The sequence below is a fragment of the Chitinophaga deserti genome, assembly GCF_003149455.1.
Classification (GTDB): domain Bacteria; phylum Bacteroidota; class Bacteroidia; order Chitinophagales; family Chitinophagaceae; genus Chitinophaga; species Chitinophaga deserti.
In genome coordinates this window covers 240,315-260,220 of record NZ_QFFK01000007.1, presented here as the reverse complement: position 1 = coordinate 260,220, position 19,906 = coordinate 240,315, and the positions used below count along the sequence as shown (strand labels likewise).

Here is a 19,906-nt window from a genome sequence, read left to right as displayed (position 1 = left end):
CATGATGACGAAACAGACAATCTATATAGCCCTGCTGCTGGGCGCTTCCGCATGCAGTCAGCACGCCCGCGTGGCAGACAATGCCGTAAAGCCCGTGCTGGTGACGGAGGTGGTAAACCATGATACGGATGATCCTGCCATCTGGATCAACCGGGCTGACACTTTGAAAAGCCTCATTATCGGCACCGATAAAGATACTGATGGCGGCCTCTATGCTTTTGACCTTGCCGGGAAAATAGTGGGCAAGTCTGAAAAGCTGCAGCGCCCCAACAACGTGGATATCGCCTACAACCTACCCCTCGCAGGCAGGCTCACAGACATTGCCGTGGCTACAGAGCGGGAAACAAACAAGATCCGCATCTTCCGTCTCCCTGATCTCCAACCCATCGACAATGGCGGTATACCCGTCTTCGAAGGTGAAGCCCAGCGCGACCCGATGGGTGTGGCGTTGTATACCCGTCTGGCTGACTCCGCCATCTTCGCAATCGTAGGCCGTAAAACGGGCCCTGCGGAAGGGTATCTCTGGCAATACCGGTTGCAGGATGATGGGAAAGGAAATGTGAAAGCGGAACTGGTAAGGAAATTCGGGAAATACTCAGGGAAGAAGGAAATTGAAGCAATTGCCGTTGATAATACCCTTGGCTATGTGTATTGCTCTGATGAAACGGTGGGTATCCGTAAGTATTATGCCGACCCTGAAAAGAAGGACGATACGGAACTTAATTTCTTCGGACAGACAGGCTTTGCATCCGACCACGAAGGCATTTCCCTCTGCCCGCTGAGCGACAGCACGGGCTACCTCCTCGTGTCTAACCAGCAGGCTAATTCATTCATGGTTTTCCGCAGGGAAGGGCAGAATGAATTTGTTGGAGAAGTGCCGGTATCTACCGTAGAAAGCGATGGCTCAGATATTACCCCGGTTACCTTCGGGAACAAATTCCCCGGTGGGCTGTTCGTTGCCATGAGCAACGGGCGTGTGTTTCATTACTACGCTTTTAAAGATCTGGAAGCAAGGATGAAGAAGTAAACCGCATACACCATTATCAGGCCGGGGCTTTATAAGTACCCGGCCTTTTTGTTGCCTATGCTGCCAGTCCGCCTGCTGAAAACAGCCAGTACAGGGCTACTACCATGGCGGCTAATGTGATGGAAGCAATGCGCCTGTACTTCCAGGGGGTTACTTCCACGAGGTTATGGGTTTGCAGTACAAAGGGAGTTCCCATTGGCCTGCGCCAGCCAATGAACAACATCAGTGCTACAGTAGCCACAAACAGGATGGCCAGTACATGCAGGAAATGAATGCCTGTATTCACTATAAACTGCGACAGGGCGTAGCAGGTGATGAAGAATAGCAGTCCTGCTTTCGCAGCCACCGGAGGCACCCTGCGGGTGAGGAAACCCACCACCATGATGGTAAAGATGGGCACACTGAACAAGGCACCTATCTTCTGTAACCAGGTGTAAAGCCCGCCCTGTGTAAAGTGAATGAACGGAGCAATACATACTGCCGATGCACACAACAATACTTCAAAGCGCCGGGCTGTGCGGAGGTTATTGGCTTCGGGAGATTGCTTCCGGAGATTGAGCATGTATAAGGTGCCGGAGCTGTTCACTCCCGCGATGAACGTGGTGAGGGAGGCGCCGAATAGCAATGCGGCCATGAAGCCCGTGTATACTGGCGGGGATACGTCGCGCAGCAGCGTGGAAAATGCGGTGGTGGAATTGGGCAGACTTACATATACATGCGCGGCAATGATGCCGGGGATGTTTAGTAATAAAGGCAATATCAGTTTGCCAAGGCCGGCTAAAGCCATTCCTTTCTGGCAAGAAGCCAGATCTTTAGAACCCAATGCCTGCTGAACGATGTATTGTTCGGTGCTCCAGTAGTAGAGGTTCACCAGCAGCATACCGGTAAATATAGTGGAAAATGGTATGGCATCTCCCCTGCCGCCGATGGCGTTGAACTTTTCAGTATGAGTTGTGAGGATGGTTTGCAGGCCGGTTTCCCAGCTGCCGCCACCCAGATGTTGCAATGCGAAATAAGGTAGTAACAGTCCGCCGGTAAACATGGCAAAACCGAGTACCGTGCCGGAAACGGTCATTCCCTTCAGCCCGCTTCTTAATGAAAATAACGTACCGGCAGCTCCCATTAAGGCCACCAGCAGCCAAATGGCAGGCCAGTACCCGATACCTAATGCGGCAGATACACCAAATAAGCCTTCCAGCGCTACCGCGGCACCATACAGTACCGAGGGCAGCAGGTTCACGATGTAATTGACGAGGAAGATGAGAGATACAATGGTTTTAGTGCTGCGGTCGTATCGTGCTTCAAGGAAATCCGGCGTGGTGGAAATGCCGGTTTTCAGGTAAATGGGAAGAATGAATTCCGCCACCACCATCATCACTACCACCGACGTAACACCCCATGCCATCACGCTCATGTTATTGGTGAACGTGAGTTCGTTTTCACCGATGAAGGAAGTGGTGTTGATATTGGCGAACAACAACCCACTCCCTACCGCCACGAAGCCCAGGTTCCTGTTGCCGAGAAACAGTCCGGTGAGTGTGGCAGGCTTGGCCGTACGGGTACCGCGCCACGACAGCAGCGCTGCCATGGCGGTGATGATAAAAAACGTACAGATTGCGATGGTGCTCATCTCCCGTTCAATGATTATAGTTTTATACGCAGATCCTGCTTACCGTTCCATGCATAGGCTTTCGCCGGTTTGCCCGCTTCTTTGATGGTAACAGTATACAGTTTTGCTTTACGCTGCACAGATATATCGAAAGTGGTTTTGAATGCCTCCATACTCTTCAGTGACATGCGGTTCCATGATGCAGGGAGGCGCGGGCAGATGGAGAATTCCCCGTTACCGATGGGATCGAATCCAAACAATCCTTCCACTACGGCGCGGCAATATAGCCCGCTTTCTGCTGACAGATGGCGCTGATTCCCTTCGGGCCATGCCTCAATGGCATAGGGTACGTGAGTGCCTAATAAGCGTTTGCCGGAATAGTAATTCAGGTATTTGATAGCCGTGTCTGTAGCTCCTGCTTTGAAGATACCGCGGAAGGCATAAAGCGTGGAGCGGTCCCAGAAGGTTTTGGAGCCGGATTCGGTGAGCAGTCCGTCGGGGCTCCAGAGCTTTGGAGAAAGCAATGCGGCCAGTGTCTGATCTTTGCGTTCGTACATTCCCATCACCAGCGGCATGCATATCCAGGCGCGCAGTTTGTCGTTCTTATCGTAATAGCGGTAAGTTTTAAAGCCTTCCACTTCTGCACCGAAATACTTTTCGATGTTCGATCTCAGTGAGGCAGCTTCTTTTCTCCATTCCGTGGCCGTCTGTGTTTCGTGCAGTATATCTGCGAGGCGGGCACCGTAGAGCAGGGAGCCGTAGGTGAGCACATTGGTGGAGAGGTTGTATTTGCCTGCAGGGAAACGGCCTTCCAGTTCATCGGAATCGGAGAAAATCACGCCTTCGGCAGATTTCTTGCGCAGTAAGAATTCGTTGCACCATTTTACCAGGGGCCATTGCTCCTGTTGATCGCGGCTTTCTGCCAGTGTAAGGGCGAACTTAGCGGCCCCGTAGCCTATCATGGCCTGATCTCCCCTGTCTCCCGCACCATTCCAGTAACTGTCTCCTTCTGCAATAATGGAGCTGGGAATGGGCTTGTATTCCGGGTTGATGTACTTCGCAAAAATCCGGAAGCTGTTACGCGCGGAGGCGATGCCTGCTTCATAACCCAGGTAAGCGAAGAAGGGATTCACATATTCCGCCTGATCGTTGGCCCAAATGGCGGCATAGTATTCTCCACCGCCCGGGCCATGCATCAGTCCTTCTTTGGTTTCATAAATGCTTTCCGCAGCACGTACTTTAGCGAAGGCGAACATGCGGTTAAGGGTATCATTCGGCGTTTCGAGTACAAGGGTGTTTTCCAGCGTTTTTACGATGGCCATCCGTTTGCCCAGTTCATAAGCGGGGTCCAGGTAAAATGGTGCATCCTGCTGCTTGCGGGCGGAATATACCACATGGAAATACAGCCCGGTGCCGGGGCGTATGGCATGCTGGCCGGCGTTCCATGTTTTCACCTGTACCGTATATGAACCGTATACACCTTTCGCGGCATCCGTGGCACGGATGCTATCGGTTGCGGGGATGTGGACAGTGATGGTTTCCTTACTGTTATTGCCGATGTAAAACGCTTCTACCAGAGCGGCTTTATCCGTTGACGGGAAGAGGTTCCTATGCAGGGTTACATCCTGCGCGATAGTGGATACACATTGCAGTGTGCCGTGAATGGAAAACACCGGGCGGCTTTCACGCACCGGCTGGCCATTGAGCTTCACCGAGTCCATGATATTGCCATTGAACTCACGGATGAGGTTGGCGCGCGTGTTATTGGGGATGCTCCGCAGCATGGGGAACACCAGCTTGCGGCCGAAGGTAAGTTTACCGGCGGCATCCTGCCCGTAACGGATGATGGCGGATAGTTGTTTGCCGCTCATCTCGAAATGGTCGGCATGTGCCTGTCCGGGTACGGTGTTCCAGCGGATACCTCCGTTGGGTTCCATTTCCCAGATGTACTGCGCGTGGCCTGCAGCACAGGGCAGCAGGAGCAGCAGCATGTATAAAAATCGCATGGTAAAAATGTTTTTGTTGGTCTTATAAGGTTAAAGCGAAGCCCGCCGCGCCAGCGTGGTAGGTATTGTCATCTGCACCGGCTCCCGGTCAAGGATAGCCTGCGCGGCCAGCCGGCCCATGGCAGCAAAGTCTGCCGAATAAGTGGTGATCCCTACAAATTCTTTTGCCGGCTCATCGTTATGAGACAGTATCCCTACGTCTTTCCCCGGTTTGAAATGCTTTGCCTTGCATTCTTTGAGGATTTCCCACATGGCAAAGTTGTCGAGGGTGAAGTAGGCTTTATTCTTTTCAACGGTACCGGCCACAAATTCTTTTTCAATGCGGCCGTTGATCTGATGTGTTTTAATGAATTTCCGGAAGGCGCGTGCAATCTCTTTCGGGTCCAGCGAATCGGGGGAATGATAGAAGATGAACTCATCGAACTTCCTGATATCATCCGCCAGTTCGGTAAACATCCGGTAGGATGATTTCTCGAATTCCTGTGTGATATGGCTGAACTCTCCATCGATCGGTTCGTACCGGTCGAACATGAGGAACTTGTTGCGGGGAAGTGTTTCCAGCAGCTCCTTTGATTTAGGATGCGGGATGGGCGCTATCACATACATGCCGAACTGGCCGCGGATGCTTTGGAGCACCGTTTCGAACACTTCTATATTGCCGTGATGGAAGTAAAGCTGCAGGGTAACAGAAGGACCGAGCGTTTGCCTGAAATTACGGTAGAACTGTTCTTCGAAGGTATCGAGGTTATACATCACCAGTGCCACCTTAAGGGTTTGCCCCGTGCTGTTGCCGGAAACAAAGTACCCCAGCCTGTTCTTGGCTTCGATTATGCCTCGCCCTACCAGTTCGCGGTAACCTTTCATGATGGTTTCCCTTGAAAAGCCCAGCTCACGGATCATGACGTTCACGGAAGGCAGGGTATCGCCCGGGGTGAGTACTTTATCGTTGATGGAATGGATGATGCCCTGCACGAGACGGTCGTGCTTGGAATAGGATACTACTTTCTCCAGGTCCGTAATTTTATCAAATACGTTCATAAAACGGTCTTCTGCTTTTTATTCAATGTTCCTTTTCCGTTATCGGGCGATGGCCGCCGTTGCGGAGGCTCCGGGTGCTACCCGGATATCTACCCGGGAGCGCTGGTTTCCCATAAAATCGGTTTCTACAATTGCCTTCCGGGGCTTTCCGTTGACGATTATCCGCGCAATACGTCCATTAAATGCGGCCCGCCAGGTAATGGGGGCCTTTCCATCGTTCGTGAGCCTGCTGAGCCCGGGGGCATGCCTCAGATTGATTTCCGAAGATAATACCTTCAGGCCGCGTAATTCACAAAAATGCGGAGAACGGGAATTATAAATGGTGGTGAGCCTCCCGTACCGGGCATCCGGCTCCACCCCCATGATCCCCTGCACTATGCCTTCCATCACCCCGAACGATACTTCCGGGTACTCCCTCCGCTCCGTGGAAGGATCGGTCAGGAACAGGATGTAACGGTAAGCTTCATCAAAATACCCGTAGCGGCTCATCTGGTAAGAGAGGTACGACAGGTTCTCTACATTCCATTTAGACGAAGCGAGGTGGGCAATGGTGCGGCGGGCACGGCTGCTGTCGGAAAGAGCATTGTACCAGAGCAGGTACGTTTCCCCTTCACCTTTGCCGAACCGGCCTTTATGGTTGTAGTAGGTATTGTATAGCCCCGCCTCTTTATCCCACCACTGTGCTTCCATATGCTGGTGGTAAGCTGCTGCCCGGGCGCGGTATGTGCCAGCGGTTCCTTTGTCACCATTCCGTTCAGCAATAGCCGCATAGCTGGAAAGCCCGCGGTACATGGCCGCCACCAGATCTACCCCCATGCCGATATCAGCAATTGCCTCGTAGTAGGAAGGCAGTCCCCGGCAGCGGTGGAAGTAGTCGTTGAAATTAAAAGGCACCGGTGCATTGGGATACGCCGGGCGCTTCAAGAGCGTTTCGGGTTGCAGGTGCCAGCGGTCGGTATATTTCGTAACGGTAAGATCAAAGAACTGCCGGAAGGCGGGAGCCGTGATGTAGGTAGTGTCGCCCGTCCAGAGATACATCCGCCAGCTGGCGTGTATCAGCTCAAAATTAGCGTTGAGGTTGTACCAAAACTCCTGATCATTCCGGTAATCTTCCGGAGCCGGTTTCGCAAACTTATTGATTTCCCAGTAGGTGCACCAGTCTTTGCTTTCGGAGATGTTCGACACAAAATGAGTGAGTATATTCCGGTTCTCCGCATGCATACCCAACACTTCCGCACCTATCAGCTGATGCGATACATCACGTACGCAAAAGGCATTCCTGGAAGGAAGGGCCGCTTCATACCAGGGCCCAACAGGATCTGTGGATGATCCCCGGTAAGACAGGGCCATATCCCTTGCCCGTTCGTATGCCTGCTGCAAGGCGGTGTCTGAAGATGTAAAGACGGCCGGTGCGGATTGTGCCATTGCCATCCCCGAACCCATCAGCAGAACGATGGCACCTGCCCTGATCCCTGCCAAAACCCTCATACCGGTAAAAAGTTTAGTGCTTTCGCCATAACAAAAAGAATGATTGAATATAGTTAAAAATCAGTTCCGCATACAGCAGGCTCCCCCTAGCGGCAGGCCCCGTCCAGCGCCGTTTCCCTGACGGTACAGCGCAGAAAAGCTTCCGGGCCTATGCCGAGGTACCCCAGTCCTGTAAGGGTATTGGGTACCCTGCCTCCCATCATATCACGGTACCATGTCATCCAGGGGTACGTGTAGCCGTAGGTTTCTGCCGCATGTACGGTAAAGCCACCCGCAGGCTGAGGCAAGGAAAGCCCCTTATCCTGGTAAAAACGTTCCCCCGTGGTATGCAGCCATTCATGTACCCATACGCCGGGATCATTGGCTTTGTAGTTCGCTATCCTTCCTGCCACACCGTTTCCGGCATCGAACTTAATGGTAACGAAACCTGTTTTGATGGGTTCGCCCATGGGGTTGGTCCATGCCAGTCCGAAGTAATTACTCCGGAAGCTGCAGGTACCTTCACTTTCCCGCCAGAATACGAACACGCAATCATAAGCGCCCGGTACTATCTCAGGGATTTTTGCAGTGATTACACCCGGTTCCACTGTATACCATGCTTCCCCACCCTTTTTCAGCATTACCGGCTCCGCAATGTCTTTTCTTTCGAGCTGCCATTGCATGAGGCCATAGGAATATTTCTCGAAGTGCTCCCGCAGGCTCCATTGCAGAAACTCATAGCCTGCATCCAGTTCCGCTTTGGTGAAATGCGTGGAGCAATCGCCCTGTGCGGAACTGCCGCGGGTTTCGGACAGTCCAACGTACAATGCTTTCCATACTTTGGATGCAGGCTTATCTGCCGCCGTAAATGTGATAGCTGCACCAGCGGTTACATCTACATCTTTGCGCAGGTAAGTCCACGAATTCTCTAAGGCCACGCCGATGGTGTGGCGCCCGGCTGGCAGCTTCACCTGGCCAGAAGACTTATAACCACTAAACTTCCCGTCTATGTATACATATCCCGGTTCGTTCCCGGGGGTAACGATCGTGTTTGCCGGTGCTTCCTCCGGGGGCGGCTTGTCTTTACCTTTCTTGCAGGCGGTTGCAGCCAATACCAGTACGGCGCTAATCATCCAGAATATTTTCATGCTGTCTGGTTTACACGGGAACAGCCCCGACCGCTGAAGCGGCAGGGCTGTTCGGGGTTAAGAATTATCAATTCAGCATTCATCATTTGTAGAATGGATTTTGTGCCATACCGGTACGGTTCTGTTCCGTACGCGGGATGGGTAACAGGTAATGCTCGGGTTTGAAGGCCCGCTCTTCCAGTGTTTTATACTGATAGGTTTTAACACCTGTAGTTGCATTCCGGGTGATGATCACCTGGCGGCAGGGACGGTTCTCCGTTACTTCCGCAATTTTCCAGCGGCGCACATCGTAGTAGCGGTGCCCTTCGAAGCAAAGCTCCACCTGCCGTTCGTTACGTATCCGCTCCAGCAGTGCCGGGCCTGATTCCGTCAGCGGTGTGGTAATACCTGCCCTTGAACGGATCCTGTTGAGGTATTCCCGCGCTTCTGCTTCATGTCCTAACTGAAATTCTGCTTCTGCATAGTTCAGGTACATCTCTCCCAGCCTTGCAAGGATCCAGAAACGGTCGGTTTGTGTATCGGTGTTGAAATTGAACGTGGTGTCCATGTACTTGCGGAAGGCGTAACGGGTTAAGCTGTTGTTCCACGCATCATATCCCTGATCCGAATCGTAACCGCCTTCGTAGAATTGTGCCTCGGTGGTAGTTCTGTCAGTAAAGTAAGCAGGATTGCCGGTGGGGCGCCCGTCGTAAATGATATTGGCATAGAAACGGGGATCGCGGTTGGCGTAGGGCTGCTGCGGGTTGTAACCCGATTGTGCATGGGTGATCATTTTACCATCCGCCATACCGAATGCATCTACCAGGTCCTGTGTGGGTGCAAAAGCAGCCCAGCCATGGTAACCATTGGGGAAGTTCATCATTTCCACACCGGTAAACGCATCCCACTGGTATTGCTTGTTCGACAGCTTCATGCCGATCACTTCTGAATTGAAAGTGGTGAACAGGTCGGCATAATTACCGTTGAACAGGTTAAGCCCGTTCAGGTCGATGACTCTTTTGGCTGCAACAGACGCGGCCGTCCATTTAGCGGCATCGTTGGATGGGTTCCAGAGCGGGCTGGCCACATACAGCAACAGGCGCGATTTAATAGCCAGGGCCAGTGCGGCATTGATGCGGCCTTTCGGCTGGTTGATACCGGTAAGCATGGTAGCCGCAGCTTCCAGCTCATCGCTCACAAACTTCGCGCATTCATCAAAGCTGCTACGGGGAACTTTGAAGTCCGATTCCAGTGTAAAGGGTTGCTTTATGAGGGGAACGCCGCCATAGTCGCTGATCAGCTGAAAATAAGCGTATGCCCGCAGAAAGGTAACCTCTCCTTTGATCCTGCGGCGCATGTTTTCATCACCCGGCACCTGGTCAATCCTCGACAGGAAAATATTCGCATTCTGGATATGGTGATAATTCTTCGACCAGATATCGAACTGGCCTCCGTTATCAGGCGAGAGCAGGCCTTTGTTCAGTACGTTACGTACACCGGCGTAGTTGAACTTATTGAAACCTTCGTCAGACGCAGGCGACAGCAAAAAGCTCCTGTTGATGGAATTGCCCCAGTCGTAGGTACAGGTCGGCAAAACGTTGTATATGTTATTGGCAAAAGCCTCTGCCAGCTTCAGGTCTTTCCAGACAGATTCATCGGTATATGAATCCAGCGGCGCCTTGTCCAGCACCTTCGAGCAGGAAGGCAGTAATGCAGTACACAGGCCCAGTCCCGCTACGATCAGTATGTTCATTTTCATAATTGGCAATTTGAAAGGTGATTGTCTTACAGCCCGATATTGATACCGAAGCGGTAGATTTTCGTTTGAGGATAGTTGATGCCCGTGGTATTGTTCGTTTCAGGGTCAATACCGTATTTCTTCATCTGGTCGAACGACAGCAGGTTGAAACCGCTTGCATAAATACGTACAGCGTTCAGGCCCAGTCTGCTGTAAATATGCGCGGGAATGGCATACGACAGTTCCAGTGTTTTCAGACGCAGGAACGATGCGTCGCGCAGCCAGAAATCGGAATTGTTGTAGTACGAAGCATTGGTGCTGTTGCTGGTAAATGCACGGGGATATGCGCTTGTAGTATTTGCAGCTGTCCATCTGCCATCATACAGCCATTTGGGCGGTGAGATAAGGGCGCCCTGCATCTGGGAGTTGATCAGTTGCTTTGCCTGTGCCTGGCCGGTGAGCAACATATTCAGTGCAATGCCTTTGTATTGCAGGCCCAGGTTTACGCCGTACACGATTTTCGGCGTGGCGGTTTCATAGATCCTTACCTGGTCGTTGGCAGTGATGGTACCGTTACCATCGGTGTCTTTAATTTTCAGATCACCGGGTTTAGCTCCGGGCAGGTGAACCGATTTGTCGATCTCATCCTGCGATTTGTAAATGCCATCAGATGCATACAGCAGCCAGGAGTCGATGGGAGAGCCTTCTGATTTCTGCCATTCCGGAACGGTAGCCGCTTCGTCGCGGAAGATCACTTTGCTTTTAGCGAAAGTACCGTTCACGCCAATGGTATAGCGCAGCTCGCCGGCATCGCCATTATACCCAAGTGCGAAATCAATGCCCCTGTTAAGAGACTTACCGATGTTCTCGGAAGGGAGCGCCATACCGGTGTATTGCGGGATGGAGGCATTACGCTTGGCCAGAATGTCTTTCCTGAGGTACCTGAAGTAGTTGGCGGTAAAGGAGAGGCGGCCTTTGAAGAGGGTTGCATCCAGACCTACGTTGCGGGTATCCTGCTTTTCCCAGGTGATATTGGCATTGGGGGTGCTGGACAGGGAGATGGCGTTGGCCAGCTGGTAGTCGTCCCCGAAATAGGAATAGTAATTTTTGTTGGTCACCAGCTGGTAGCGGGTAAGGAAGAGGTATTGCGCCACGGCATCGCTGCCGAGGATGCCCCAGGAAGCTCTTACTTTCAGCTCGTCTACAAAGTCTACGTTCTGTTTAAAGAACGGTTCTTCAGAGATTCTCCAGCCTGCGGTTACTGCAGGGAACAGGCCCCAGCGGTTCTGCGTCGGGAAGTTGAAAGAGCCGTTGTAACGGAAAGTGGCTTCCAGCAGGTATTTGTTGTTATAGCCATATTCGATCCTGCCGAGGTAGCTGGCGCGGCCATCCTGCGCGGATGATCCGGTAGCGGTTTGTCCTTCTGCAGTTCCGGTAAAGATCTGATCGATCTGATCGCTCAGGAGGTTTCTCCGGTAAGCATATGTTCCCCAGGTAGAGGAAGTGGTGGCTTCATACCCTGCAAAGGCACCGATCTTATGACGGCCGAACTGGCGGTCGTAAGCCAGTTTGATGAATTGGGTGCTGCCGTTAAACATGCTCTCGTCCTGCGTTACGTTAGGCGAAGCCACGGTGCTGGAGCGCTGGTTAGAGTAAGTATTGGTATTACGGTCCCAGGCGTAGGCATCCCAGGGTTTGTTGAAGATCTTCTGATGGCGCAGGTTAATGTCGTAAGATGCATAGCCGCTGAGGGATAGGCCTTCCGTTACGAAAGGCAGCTTCAGTTCGAAGCCCGCCAGCGGAGTAACCACGTAATTCTTCACACGGTCATACCCTGGTTCTCCCGTTACGAGGATGGCAGGGTTGCGGCCTGCGGCCACACCGGCACTGGGAAGGCCGTTAGCCCACCGTACGGGGATGAAGGGATAGAGGGAACGCGCTTCGTGAAGGATACCGCCAACGCCCCAGGAAGGGTAGTTACGGTCTTCCTGACGGGCCGCGATATCGAGGTTCACCTTCAGGTTGTTGGAGATGCGCGCATCGATGTTCGAACGGATGTTGAACTGGCGGTAGCGCTCCGTACTGTTACGGAAGTTGCTCCGCTGGTCTACATACTGGCCGGAGAAGTAATACTTAACGTTTTCATTGCCGCCGCTAACGGATAGAGAGTGGGAAGTTTGCGGGGCACTTTTACGGAAAACTTCTTCCAGCCAGTTTGTGGACGTATAGCCCGGTACATTGCCTGCTTTGTATTTATCGATCTCGGATTGCGCGTAGGTATTAGGACTTACCTCATTGTAATACGTCATGTACTCTGCAGAATTCACGATGGCAGGCAGGCGCGTCAGCTGCTGAATGCCGTAGGAACCATCGTACTGAATGGTGGGCTTGCCGGTTTTACCTCTTTTGGTGGTAACGAGGATAACACCGTTGGCGGCGCGCACACCATAAATTGCCGCAGCGGCATCTTTCAGTACGGTAATGCTTTCAATGTCGTTGGGGTTGAGGCGGGAGAAGCTTCTGTCGGGGATACCATCCACGATGATCAGCGGACTGGTACCGCCGCCGAAAGAGTTAAACCCACGGATCACGAGTGAAGCCTCGTCTTCACCGGGGCGGCCGGAGCGGTTGTTAGCGATAACACCAGGTACGCGGCCGGCGATGGCATTGGAGATGTTGGCAGAACCGCTTTGAACCAGCTCCGCTCCTTTCACAGCAGATACGGCGCCGGTCACGGAAGTCTTCTTCTGTGCGCCATAGCCTACTACTACTACTTCACCAATGTCTTTAGTTTGTGTTTGTAAAGTGATGCGTACCGGGCCGCCATTACCGGCAGGAGTTTCCTGAGTAATGAAGCCGGTGTAGGAAATAACGAGGATTGCGCTGCTGCCGGAAACTGAGATGGAGAAGCGGCCGTTTTCGAGGCTCATAGTGCCGTTGGAAGTACCCTTTTCTGCGATGGATGCACCCGGAACAGGTTCACCCTTTTCATTTACCACTGTACCGTTTACCTGAATTTTTTGTTGCGCCAGAACGGGGATAGCGGCGCTGAATAGCATAAAGAGCGCGAAAACTACTTTCGATAGGCACAAAGAAGTACTGGGGGTTGCCTGTGGACGGCAACTCCGATAGCGTAAAGCTTTCATAATTTTTTCATTTGGTTGTAGCTGTGGAATAAATCATACCTGAATAGCACTGCAGGATCAGCTGCTGTCGCAGTGACGTGGAAGTATCATTTTCATAACATACATTTTGGTTGACCGTACGGGAATAGCTCCGACGATACTATTAGCTAGGTTATTCTAGTCTATTCTACTGTAAATATATGGAACATTTTTAAACGCGCAACTTTTTTTCGTGGCTGGGAAAGTAGGCGGTGTTAATTGTAAGATGAATTACATTTGCAGGCATCAGAAATGAATCAATACCTATGCATTACAAACCACAAATGATCATATGCCTGCTGCTGTTAGTAATTACAGGTAGCACCTTTGCGCAAAGACCAGATTACAAGCCTAAGAAATTATTGAACGAAGCACCTCCGGCCACTGCTACCCCAGCCCCAAAGGACGGAGCTCACATAAGTTACCTACAACTAAAAACCACCTTACTGGATGTAGATGCCAGCGGTAAAATACCGATCAAGTTTAATGCAGAGGTATTGATGCAGGTATCATCGAATTATAAGAATGGTAAAAAGTCAGGAATCGTAAGCTTCCGGATTACAAATGCGGAGGACACTTCGAAGCATTACCTGATTTATGAGCAGAGTTATAAAGATGGTAAACTGAATGGTCCGTGGAAAATCTACAACCTGGCAGGCACAATGGTAAAAGTCACCCACCACAAGGATGACAGTTTGCATGGCCTTTCTACTGAATATTTACCTGATGGTATTACCCGTATGTCGGAAGCTGAATACTTCAATGGCACTAATAAATACATCGCCCGCGCCTTCAATCCTCAGGGGCAGATAACCGAAGAAATGGCATTCGAAAACGGGATGCGGAATGGTGAGGCAAAACGCTTCTACGAAACGGGAACAGTAATGGAAAAGATAACATTCAGGGACGATGTAATGCATGGCGAATATGCGTACTACTACCCCAATGGTAAATCATGGATAAAGCATATCATCAAAAACGGTAACTTCTGGGAAGTAATTGCGAATTACGATTCTAAAGGAAATAAGCGTGACGCCGGTACATTGAAAAACGGGAATGGAACCATTATCTACTACGATTCTGATACCGTAGTCCGCGAAACTATTATGTTTAAAGACGGCAAAAAAGTAAAATAATTCTTCTATTAATGATGTTTCCCGCGTAAGCGATCCAGCTTCTGCATGCCTTTTTCAGTGAGCTGATCCATCTTCTGCACTACAAATTTCGGGGCACGAAAACGGTAGCCGATAAACACGCGGAATAACAGGCGATCGTCGCTGTTGATGACTGCGGTATGTTGCTGACGGGAAGCGTTGGATATAACGTTCATATATGCCCCTGCAAAGAAACGCGGGGCATTGTATCCCAGTCCGGCCCGTGCATCCAGCCGGAAGGCCGGCGTATGATTGCGGGATACTTCATTCCCTGAGGGATAGCGGGTAGTGAGTTTAGTGAAGATGTATCCGAAGCCGGGCGTAACACCGAGGGAGAAGTAAAAATCCTTCAGCACGAAAGTATGCTGATAACCTGCTCCCGCCAGTATTTCGAAGTTATTACTCTTTTGCGTGGCACCTCCTGCAGTGGCTGGCTCCGATCGGTCATCCATGATGTAATAACGGTAAAGCAGCAATGGTATAAAGCTGCCAGCACTTTTCAGCTGGCGCTCTGATTGTGTAAGGACGGCATTCACCGAAAACCTCCGGTTGAAGTTGTATGCAGTTATGCCTTCATAGCTGGTCATTACCAATCCGGGAAACTGGATGTAAGGCATCCCCTCCTTCCAGGAAGGGTCATAATCGGAGGTGTTTTCGAGATAATAACCTTTTGTTCTGCTATAACTCAGTTCCTGCTGCCAGTGCCGGAATGAAAAGCCTAATCCGAACCCGCGGGCGGATGTTTTCCCTTTTTCATTACTGTCTCCATTCCCCGGCCAGAACTTTGGCGCCACTTTAAACCCAGCCGTAATGAAACGGTAGGATACGCTGACGTGCGTGATGGCGGAGGCATTGGGGCTCAGATTAATATCTTTATCAGGTGTCAGCAGTGAAAGCGTTTCGAGGTCGGAGCTGTGCGTTACTTTGACGGTGGCATACCCGTTAATCTTTTCGATCCACTTGTTCTCCATGTATTTTCCCGGCAGGGAATCGTGAACGGGAATACTGTCTGCAGGGTTCATGCAAACTGCAGCACAGGCAGATATCCATCCAAAACAAATACTGGTAAACGGCATGCATTTTATTTTACTTCGCTGACATATCCCGCCTTCCCTTTCAGCGCTTCTATACCATTTGCAAGATACACCAATGGAGCATTCCAGTTAATGGTAATTTCATTGGAAGCATACGCGCCATCATCATCAACATAGGTTGTTTCCACTTCTTTGAAGGGGTAATCGCTATTGTCCTGCATCTTAATATTCGGGCCACCTACAAGCAGGCCTGGAACGGGGTCTGTAATGCCATCGGCAACTGAAGGACGGTGATGCGGGTGCATAGGAGGCTTGCTTCCGATGCCTGTTACAAAACAGTATCCGGTAGCATTACGGCCCAGGAGATAATCGAGGTTTTGCACTGCAAAGTCTAGATACGAACGATTGCCGGTAGCCTGGTAAGCATAGAGCAACATAATCCCCTGTGCGGCAGCATTTGCATTGCCGCCCCAGTTGAAGTCCTCCGCAGTTTGGCCCATTACGGTGCCAAAAGCACTGGTAGTGGAGTTACTTAAGAAAACATCTGCCTGCCTGAGAATGTTTTGCAATGCCTTTTCAGCAACGGGAGTACCGGGCCTGTTGCGGATAAGGCTCCATTCGCCAAGTGCGTTAACCATGTTCCAGGTGGGCACACCTTCGCTTTGTGGTGATGAATTTACTATTCTCAGATAGCGGTCTTCTCCTGTGGTAATATATAGTTCTGCTGCCGCCCAGCTTCGTTCATCTTCCGGATCCCTGTCTCCATACTCTCCTGTTGTGATTTCCGGTTTAAAAGTACGAGCCAGTTCTTGCTGACTGTAGCCGTGAGGGATTGGTGTATGCTGTTCAGTCCAGGCCCAGGCTTTCAGGGCTGCCATGCGGCAGCTGTCTGCCAAACCGGGCAGTTCATTGCTGAATTTTGAAAATATGCGTGCGGCCATAGCATTTACCGCAGCAAAGTCGAGCGTGGCGGTGAAGCTTTTCTGAACCACATAACGCGGTGCAGTAGTGGCAAGATGAGGCATCACCATTCTATCGAAATCAGCATTGGTGCATTTATGATATACGCCTCCATCGTGAGGATCCTGCATGGTGAGCATCCAGCGGAGATTGTACAATGCCTCGTCGAGAATATCCGGTATATTATTGTTGCTTTCGGGAATATTTACCCGGAGGGCTGTAAAGTACTGCGGGTAGCTTTCATAAGCTGCAAACAGCATGTACATCGAAATACCTGAGTTGACAATGTACTTGTTGTAATCGCCGGCATCATACCATCCCCCCGGAGATGAAATCACTGTACCGGCAGGGCGCATAACGTCAGCGGCTGAGGGGTGTATCAGTACATGTGTATCCGGGTGCCCGGCAGGGCGCTTCCATATTCCACCATACTTCTCTTCGATTGGCATGGAGGCCCGCTGAAAATAGAAACCCTTCAATGATGCGGCAGTCACACTCCGGAAGGGCGCATCCCCTATCTCGAAAGGATATGAAGCGGGTACTCCCGGGATGTGCAGGGTATATAGGCCTGTTTTACTGAAGGGCGTAAAATCTGCTATGCGGACGCGGGTGGATGACCAACGGGAATCCCTTTCTTCCTGAAGGGTGCCGCTGTAAACCGTGTCCTTTCCATTCAGCGTAGTCAGATAAAAACGATTGGAAAGCACCTTACCGGTAACGGCAGCACGTTTGGGCCCATGCGTGTAGAATCCGGATTGGTTCAGGTGGATGGTATGCTCCTGCGAACACGCGGAAACCGTTACCAGTAAGGCAAGGGCAAGGCAATCGGTAATTTTCATGAGACGTCGTGATTTAGCACTCAAGATACTCATTTAAGGCTTTCTCACGTTACTTTCTTCCGGGTCGAAAAGCAATGCAGTACAGAGGCAGTTGCCCCGTGCCTTTGAACAGAGGATACCATAGTTGGCGCAGGACCGGCATCCCTCCCAGAAGTGATCATCCTGCGTGATCTCTGCGAACGACACAGGCCTGAAGCCAAGGCGGCTGTTTAGCTTCATCACTGCCGCGCTGGTAGTGATACTGCAGATCTTCGCCTGCGGAAACAGCTCCCGGCTCAGCCGGAATACTTCCTGCTTAATGGCAGCCGCAATACCCATCCCCCTTAGTTTAGGGTGTACGATGAGTCCGCTGTTGGAAACAAAGCGGCCACCGTCCCACGTTTCGATGTAGGCGAAGCCTGCCCATTCACCATCTTCAGACACAGCCACTACGGCTTTGCCCTCCAGTATTTTACGGCGGATCATTTCCGGCGTACGCCCGGCGATCCCGGTGCCGCGGTCTTTGGCGGAAGCGGTGATGGTTTCGGCAATGAGGAAAGCATATTGTGCATCTGCAACCGAGGCAGGGCGTACAATGAAACTGACGGGAGGTTCTGCCTCTTTCGCAGAAATGATATTATGAACGTGCATGATGATGATCTTTAAGATGCTGACAAATGAAAAGGTTGTATAACGATGCGGGTACCAGTGAAAACAACCGGATGCGTCCGGCCTGTCCGTTTATTTCTGCATGGGAAATACCGGGGATTAATATCCTTTCCACTGCATCGCGGACACGCTGGTTACCGCGTTCGTAAAGCCTCCCCGTAACCCGGAAGCACTTCTCTAAAGTGGGCAGGTTCTGGTCCCGCCATTGGCGGAGTGTATAATCACGGAGGCATTCCATCGTTTCGTACAGGTGAAAAATAGCGGGGAACTGGCGCAGAGGCTTGTGTAATTCCGGCAGTGCGTCTTCTATCAGTGCCGGCACTTCGAACGTATTCAACATAACTAAAGGCTTAGCTGTAAGATAATCTGCAGGAGAACCGACAAGGCGAATGACCCTGCCACGATGTAGTACATCCATTTGCTGTTACGCGGAGGCGGAACTGGCCTCCTTGTGCGAAGGGTGCGCATGTTGTATGATTTTCGGGGAATATGCCAAAGTATATGCCGCCCGGGCCGGATTTATGAAAAGGCGCTACAGTAGCTGTTTACATAAAATACCTGTTCAATACAAAAGTGAAATACCATGCAAAAACGGAAGGGTGCTTTCAGAAACAGTATATCGTTGCCGGGTAGAAAACATCGCCATTTCCATCATCGATCTATCAGTTATCATCCCGATAGTAGCCGCAGCTGCTAAAATCAATCACTGGCATGGTGCAGAAACACTGGGGAACCTTAGCATTTACGCCTGGCCCCTGCCGGGAATCAACGTACCCGGATTGCTGACACTTTGGGTGAAAAATAACCTTGCCATGGGCAGACAGCGTTAATCTTTCTCTTCAAAAAATTATAAACAGATTCGCCGCATCCCGTAGCAAACAGGTGCGGCGTTATCATTTTCAGACGATATGTTTAAGAAGCTGTTGAACTTAATCAAAAAAGAAGCGGGAGTGCCGGCGCAATTGTTTGAACCCGTCCCCTCCCACTGGAAAGTATTGTTTGTGAAGCCGGACGATTGCATAATACGTACAGGCACAGCGATAACCGATACTTCAGATACACCGGTCCGCCCTGGCAATGACCAGCACTGGGAGGAGACGCGGCAACTGAGCTATATCATTTGTGAGGCGGCGGTCAATGGTAATAATCTGCGATTTATGAGTATTGGCATGCCCAACGATCCCAAAGCGCTGCATTTCCATCTCCTGCAGCAGGAGCAGATTAGTATATGACACGACCCTTCCGATCCGGCAAAGCACCGGTTCGATCTTTCGTTTCTTTCTTAAGCGTTAATGAGAATTATCCTGCAACGGGAGCTGTGGGAGTGATGCGGTATGCACAATGGCGGGCGCCCTCCAGCACGTGATCGAGCCGCTCGATGGTACCCCATTCCTGGAATATCTGCTGGAATGTCTGCAATTCCACTTTACAGATATCGTGGCAGGCAGAGGCGGCAGCACATATAGGGCAGTGATTTTCAATCATTATGAAGCCCTCTCCTTCACGCCGGTATTCTGCGAGGTAACCGTCGCGCGAGCGTAATTCGGCAAACTTACGGACTTTGGCTTCCAGGCCTTCCTCCTCCTTTAATATGTCATAATATCTCAATAACACTTTGTACTCCCGGGCGGAAATCACATTATTGAGGGCTTCATCGCCCAATACATCACGTATTGTATTAATAAGTTGAACGGTGAGTTCGGCATGGGAGTCGGGGAAACGGCGGTTTCCGCGGTCGGAAAGGCTCCAGACGAGGGAGGGGCGGCCAACGCCCCGGGAGATGGATTCAAAGAACACCCAGCCTTCTTCGGCCAGCCGCTGTAGTTGCTGGCGGGCGCCTTCCGCCGTAATGCCCAGCTCCACGGAAACGGCCCCGGTAGTAAGGGGGCCTTTCGTTTTGAGCAGCAGTAACAGCCGGTCGACAGAAGAGGTATGATGTGCCTTATAATTTTCCAAGTTTATACTTGCTTTATTCGCAAATATCGTAACTTTGTCGGGATTTCAAGCAGCAAAATTAATTGACAGCCTTGAAATTACCGCCAACAATGAGGATTTACCGCCTTTAGGGCGCTATCTTTGTACCCTGGCACTCCTA

16 protein-coding genes are annotated in these 19,906 nt (G+C 51.2%); 4 read left to right on the top strand and 12 right to left on the bottom strand.

All coding sequences use genetic code 11. The features are described 5' to 3' along the window. The first annotated feature begins 1 nt into the window (after position 1). A complete protein-coding gene (locus tag DEV76_RS17660) occupies positions 2 to 1,027 on the top strand; it encodes a phytase (protein WP_198652110.1) in 1,026 nt (341 codons plus the stop codon). A 55-nt stretch (positions 1,028 to 1,082) separates the two neighbouring features. Here DEV76_RS17660 and DEV76_RS17655 read toward each other — a convergent pair whose 3' ends face one another. From DEV76_RS17655 to DEV76_RS17625, 7 genes are all read right to left on the bottom strand, one after another. Beyond that, entirely contained in the window at positions 1,083 to 2,657 is a 1,575-nt protein-coding gene (locus DEV76_RS17655; protein ID WP_109699246.1) for a solute:sodium symporter family transporter, read from the bottom strand. A gap of 14 nt (positions 2,658 to 2,671) precedes the next feature. Beyond that, positions 2,672 to 4,642 (bottom strand): glucosidase family protein, encoded by a 1,971-nt coding sequence (locus DEV76_RS17650; protein WP_109699245.1) that lies wholly within the window; start codon positions 4,640 to 4,642, stop codon positions 2,672 to 2,674. A gap of 30 nt (positions 4,643 to 4,672) precedes the next feature. Beyond that, entirely contained in the window at positions 4,673 to 5,680 is a 1,008-nt protein-coding gene (locus DEV76_RS17645) for a GntR family transcriptional regulator (RefSeq protein WP_109699244.1), read from the bottom strand. A gap of 39 nt (positions 5,681 to 5,719) precedes the next feature. Further along, a complete protein-coding gene (locus DEV76_RS17640) occupies positions 5,720 to 7,168 on the bottom strand; it encodes an MGH1-like glycoside hydrolase domain-containing protein (RefSeq protein ID WP_109699243.1) in 1,449 nt (482 codons plus the stop codon). A gap of 86 nt (positions 7,169 to 7,254) precedes the next feature. Beyond that, entirely contained in the window at positions 7,255 to 8,295 is a 1,041-nt protein-coding gene (locus DEV76_RS17635; protein ID WP_157962956.1) for a hypothetical protein, read from the bottom strand. An 82-nt stretch (positions 8,296 to 8,377) separates the two neighbouring features. Beyond that, on the bottom strand, positions 8,378 to 10,033 hold the full coding sequence (locus DEV76_RS17630; RefSeq protein ID WP_109699241.1) for a RagB/SusD family nutrient uptake outer membrane protein: 1,656 nt from the start codon (positions 10,031 to 10,033) through the stop codon (positions 8,378 to 8,380). Positions 10,034 to 10,059: 26 nt separating this feature from the next. Beyond that, positions 10,060 to 13,071 (bottom strand): SusC/RagA family TonB-linked outer membrane protein, encoded by a 3,012-nt coding sequence (locus DEV76_RS17625; protein WP_157962955.1) that lies wholly within the window; start codon positions 13,069 to 13,071, stop codon positions 10,060 to 10,062. A gap of 371 nt (positions 13,072 to 13,442) precedes the next feature. Between DEV76_RS17625 and DEV76_RS17620 the strand changes: the two genes are divergently transcribed. Continuing rightward, on the top strand, positions 13,443 to 14,312 hold the full coding sequence (locus tag DEV76_RS17620; RefSeq protein ID WP_109699239.1) for a toxin-antitoxin system YwqK family antitoxin: 870 nt from the start codon (positions 13,443 to 13,445) through the stop codon (positions 14,310 to 14,312). 8 nt (positions 14,313 to 14,320) lie between these two features. Here DEV76_RS17620 and DEV76_RS17615 read toward each other — a convergent pair whose 3' ends face one another. The 4 genes from DEV76_RS17615 to DEV76_RS17600 are packed head-to-tail and all read right to left on the bottom strand — an operon-like array spanning position 14,321 to position 18,151. Then, positions 14,321 to 15,406: a DUF4421 family protein gene (locus tag DEV76_RS17615; protein ID WP_109699238.1), complete on the bottom strand. Its 1,086-nt coding sequence runs from the start codon at positions 15,404 to 15,406 to the stop codon at positions 14,321 to 14,323. A gap of 5 nt (positions 15,407 to 15,411) precedes the next feature. Then, positions 15,412 to 17,163, bottom strand: a complete 1,752-nt coding sequence (locus DEV76_RS17610; protein WP_109699237.1) for a glycoside hydrolase family 9 protein — start codon at positions 17,161 to 17,163, stop codon at positions 15,412 to 15,414. A 33-nt stretch (positions 17,164 to 17,196) separates the two neighbouring features. After that, on the bottom strand, positions 17,197 to 17,793 hold the full coding sequence (locus DEV76_RS17605) for a GNAT family N-acetyltransferase (RefSeq protein WP_109699236.1): 597 nt from the start codon (positions 17,791 to 17,793) through the stop codon (positions 17,197 to 17,199). Further along, the gene (locus tag DEV76_RS17600) at positions 17,780 to 18,151 is read right to left on the bottom strand and encodes a DUF7674 family protein (protein WP_109699235.1); all 372 of its coding nucleotides are present in this window, start codon (positions 18,149 to 18,151) and stop codon (positions 17,780 to 17,782) included. Before DEV76_RS17600 ends, DEV76_RS17605 begins: the two co-directional genes overlap by 14 nt. Before the next feature lie 259 nt (positions 18,152 to 18,410). On the opposite strand from DEV76_RS17600, the gene DEV76_RS25990 reads away from it, so the two are divergent. After that, the gene (locus tag DEV76_RS25990; RefSeq protein WP_157962954.1) at positions 18,411 to 18,641 is read left to right on the top strand and encodes a hypothetical protein; all 231 of its coding nucleotides are present in this window, start codon (positions 18,411 to 18,413) and stop codon (positions 18,639 to 18,641) included. 78 nt (positions 18,642 to 18,719) lie between these two features. Further along, on the top strand, positions 18,720 to 19,043 hold the full coding sequence (locus DEV76_RS17590; protein ID WP_109699233.1) for a hypothetical protein: 324 nt from the start codon (positions 18,720 to 18,722) through the stop codon (positions 19,041 to 19,043). A 67-nt stretch (positions 19,044 to 19,110) separates the two neighbouring features. Here the strand turns inward: DEV76_RS17590 and DEV76_RS17585 are convergent, their stop codons facing one another. After that, entirely contained in the window at positions 19,111 to 19,767 is a 657-nt protein-coding gene (locus tag DEV76_RS17585; RefSeq protein ID WP_198652109.1) for a helix-turn-helix transcriptional regulator, read from the bottom strand. Positions 19,768 to 19,906 lie beyond the last annotated feature (139 nt).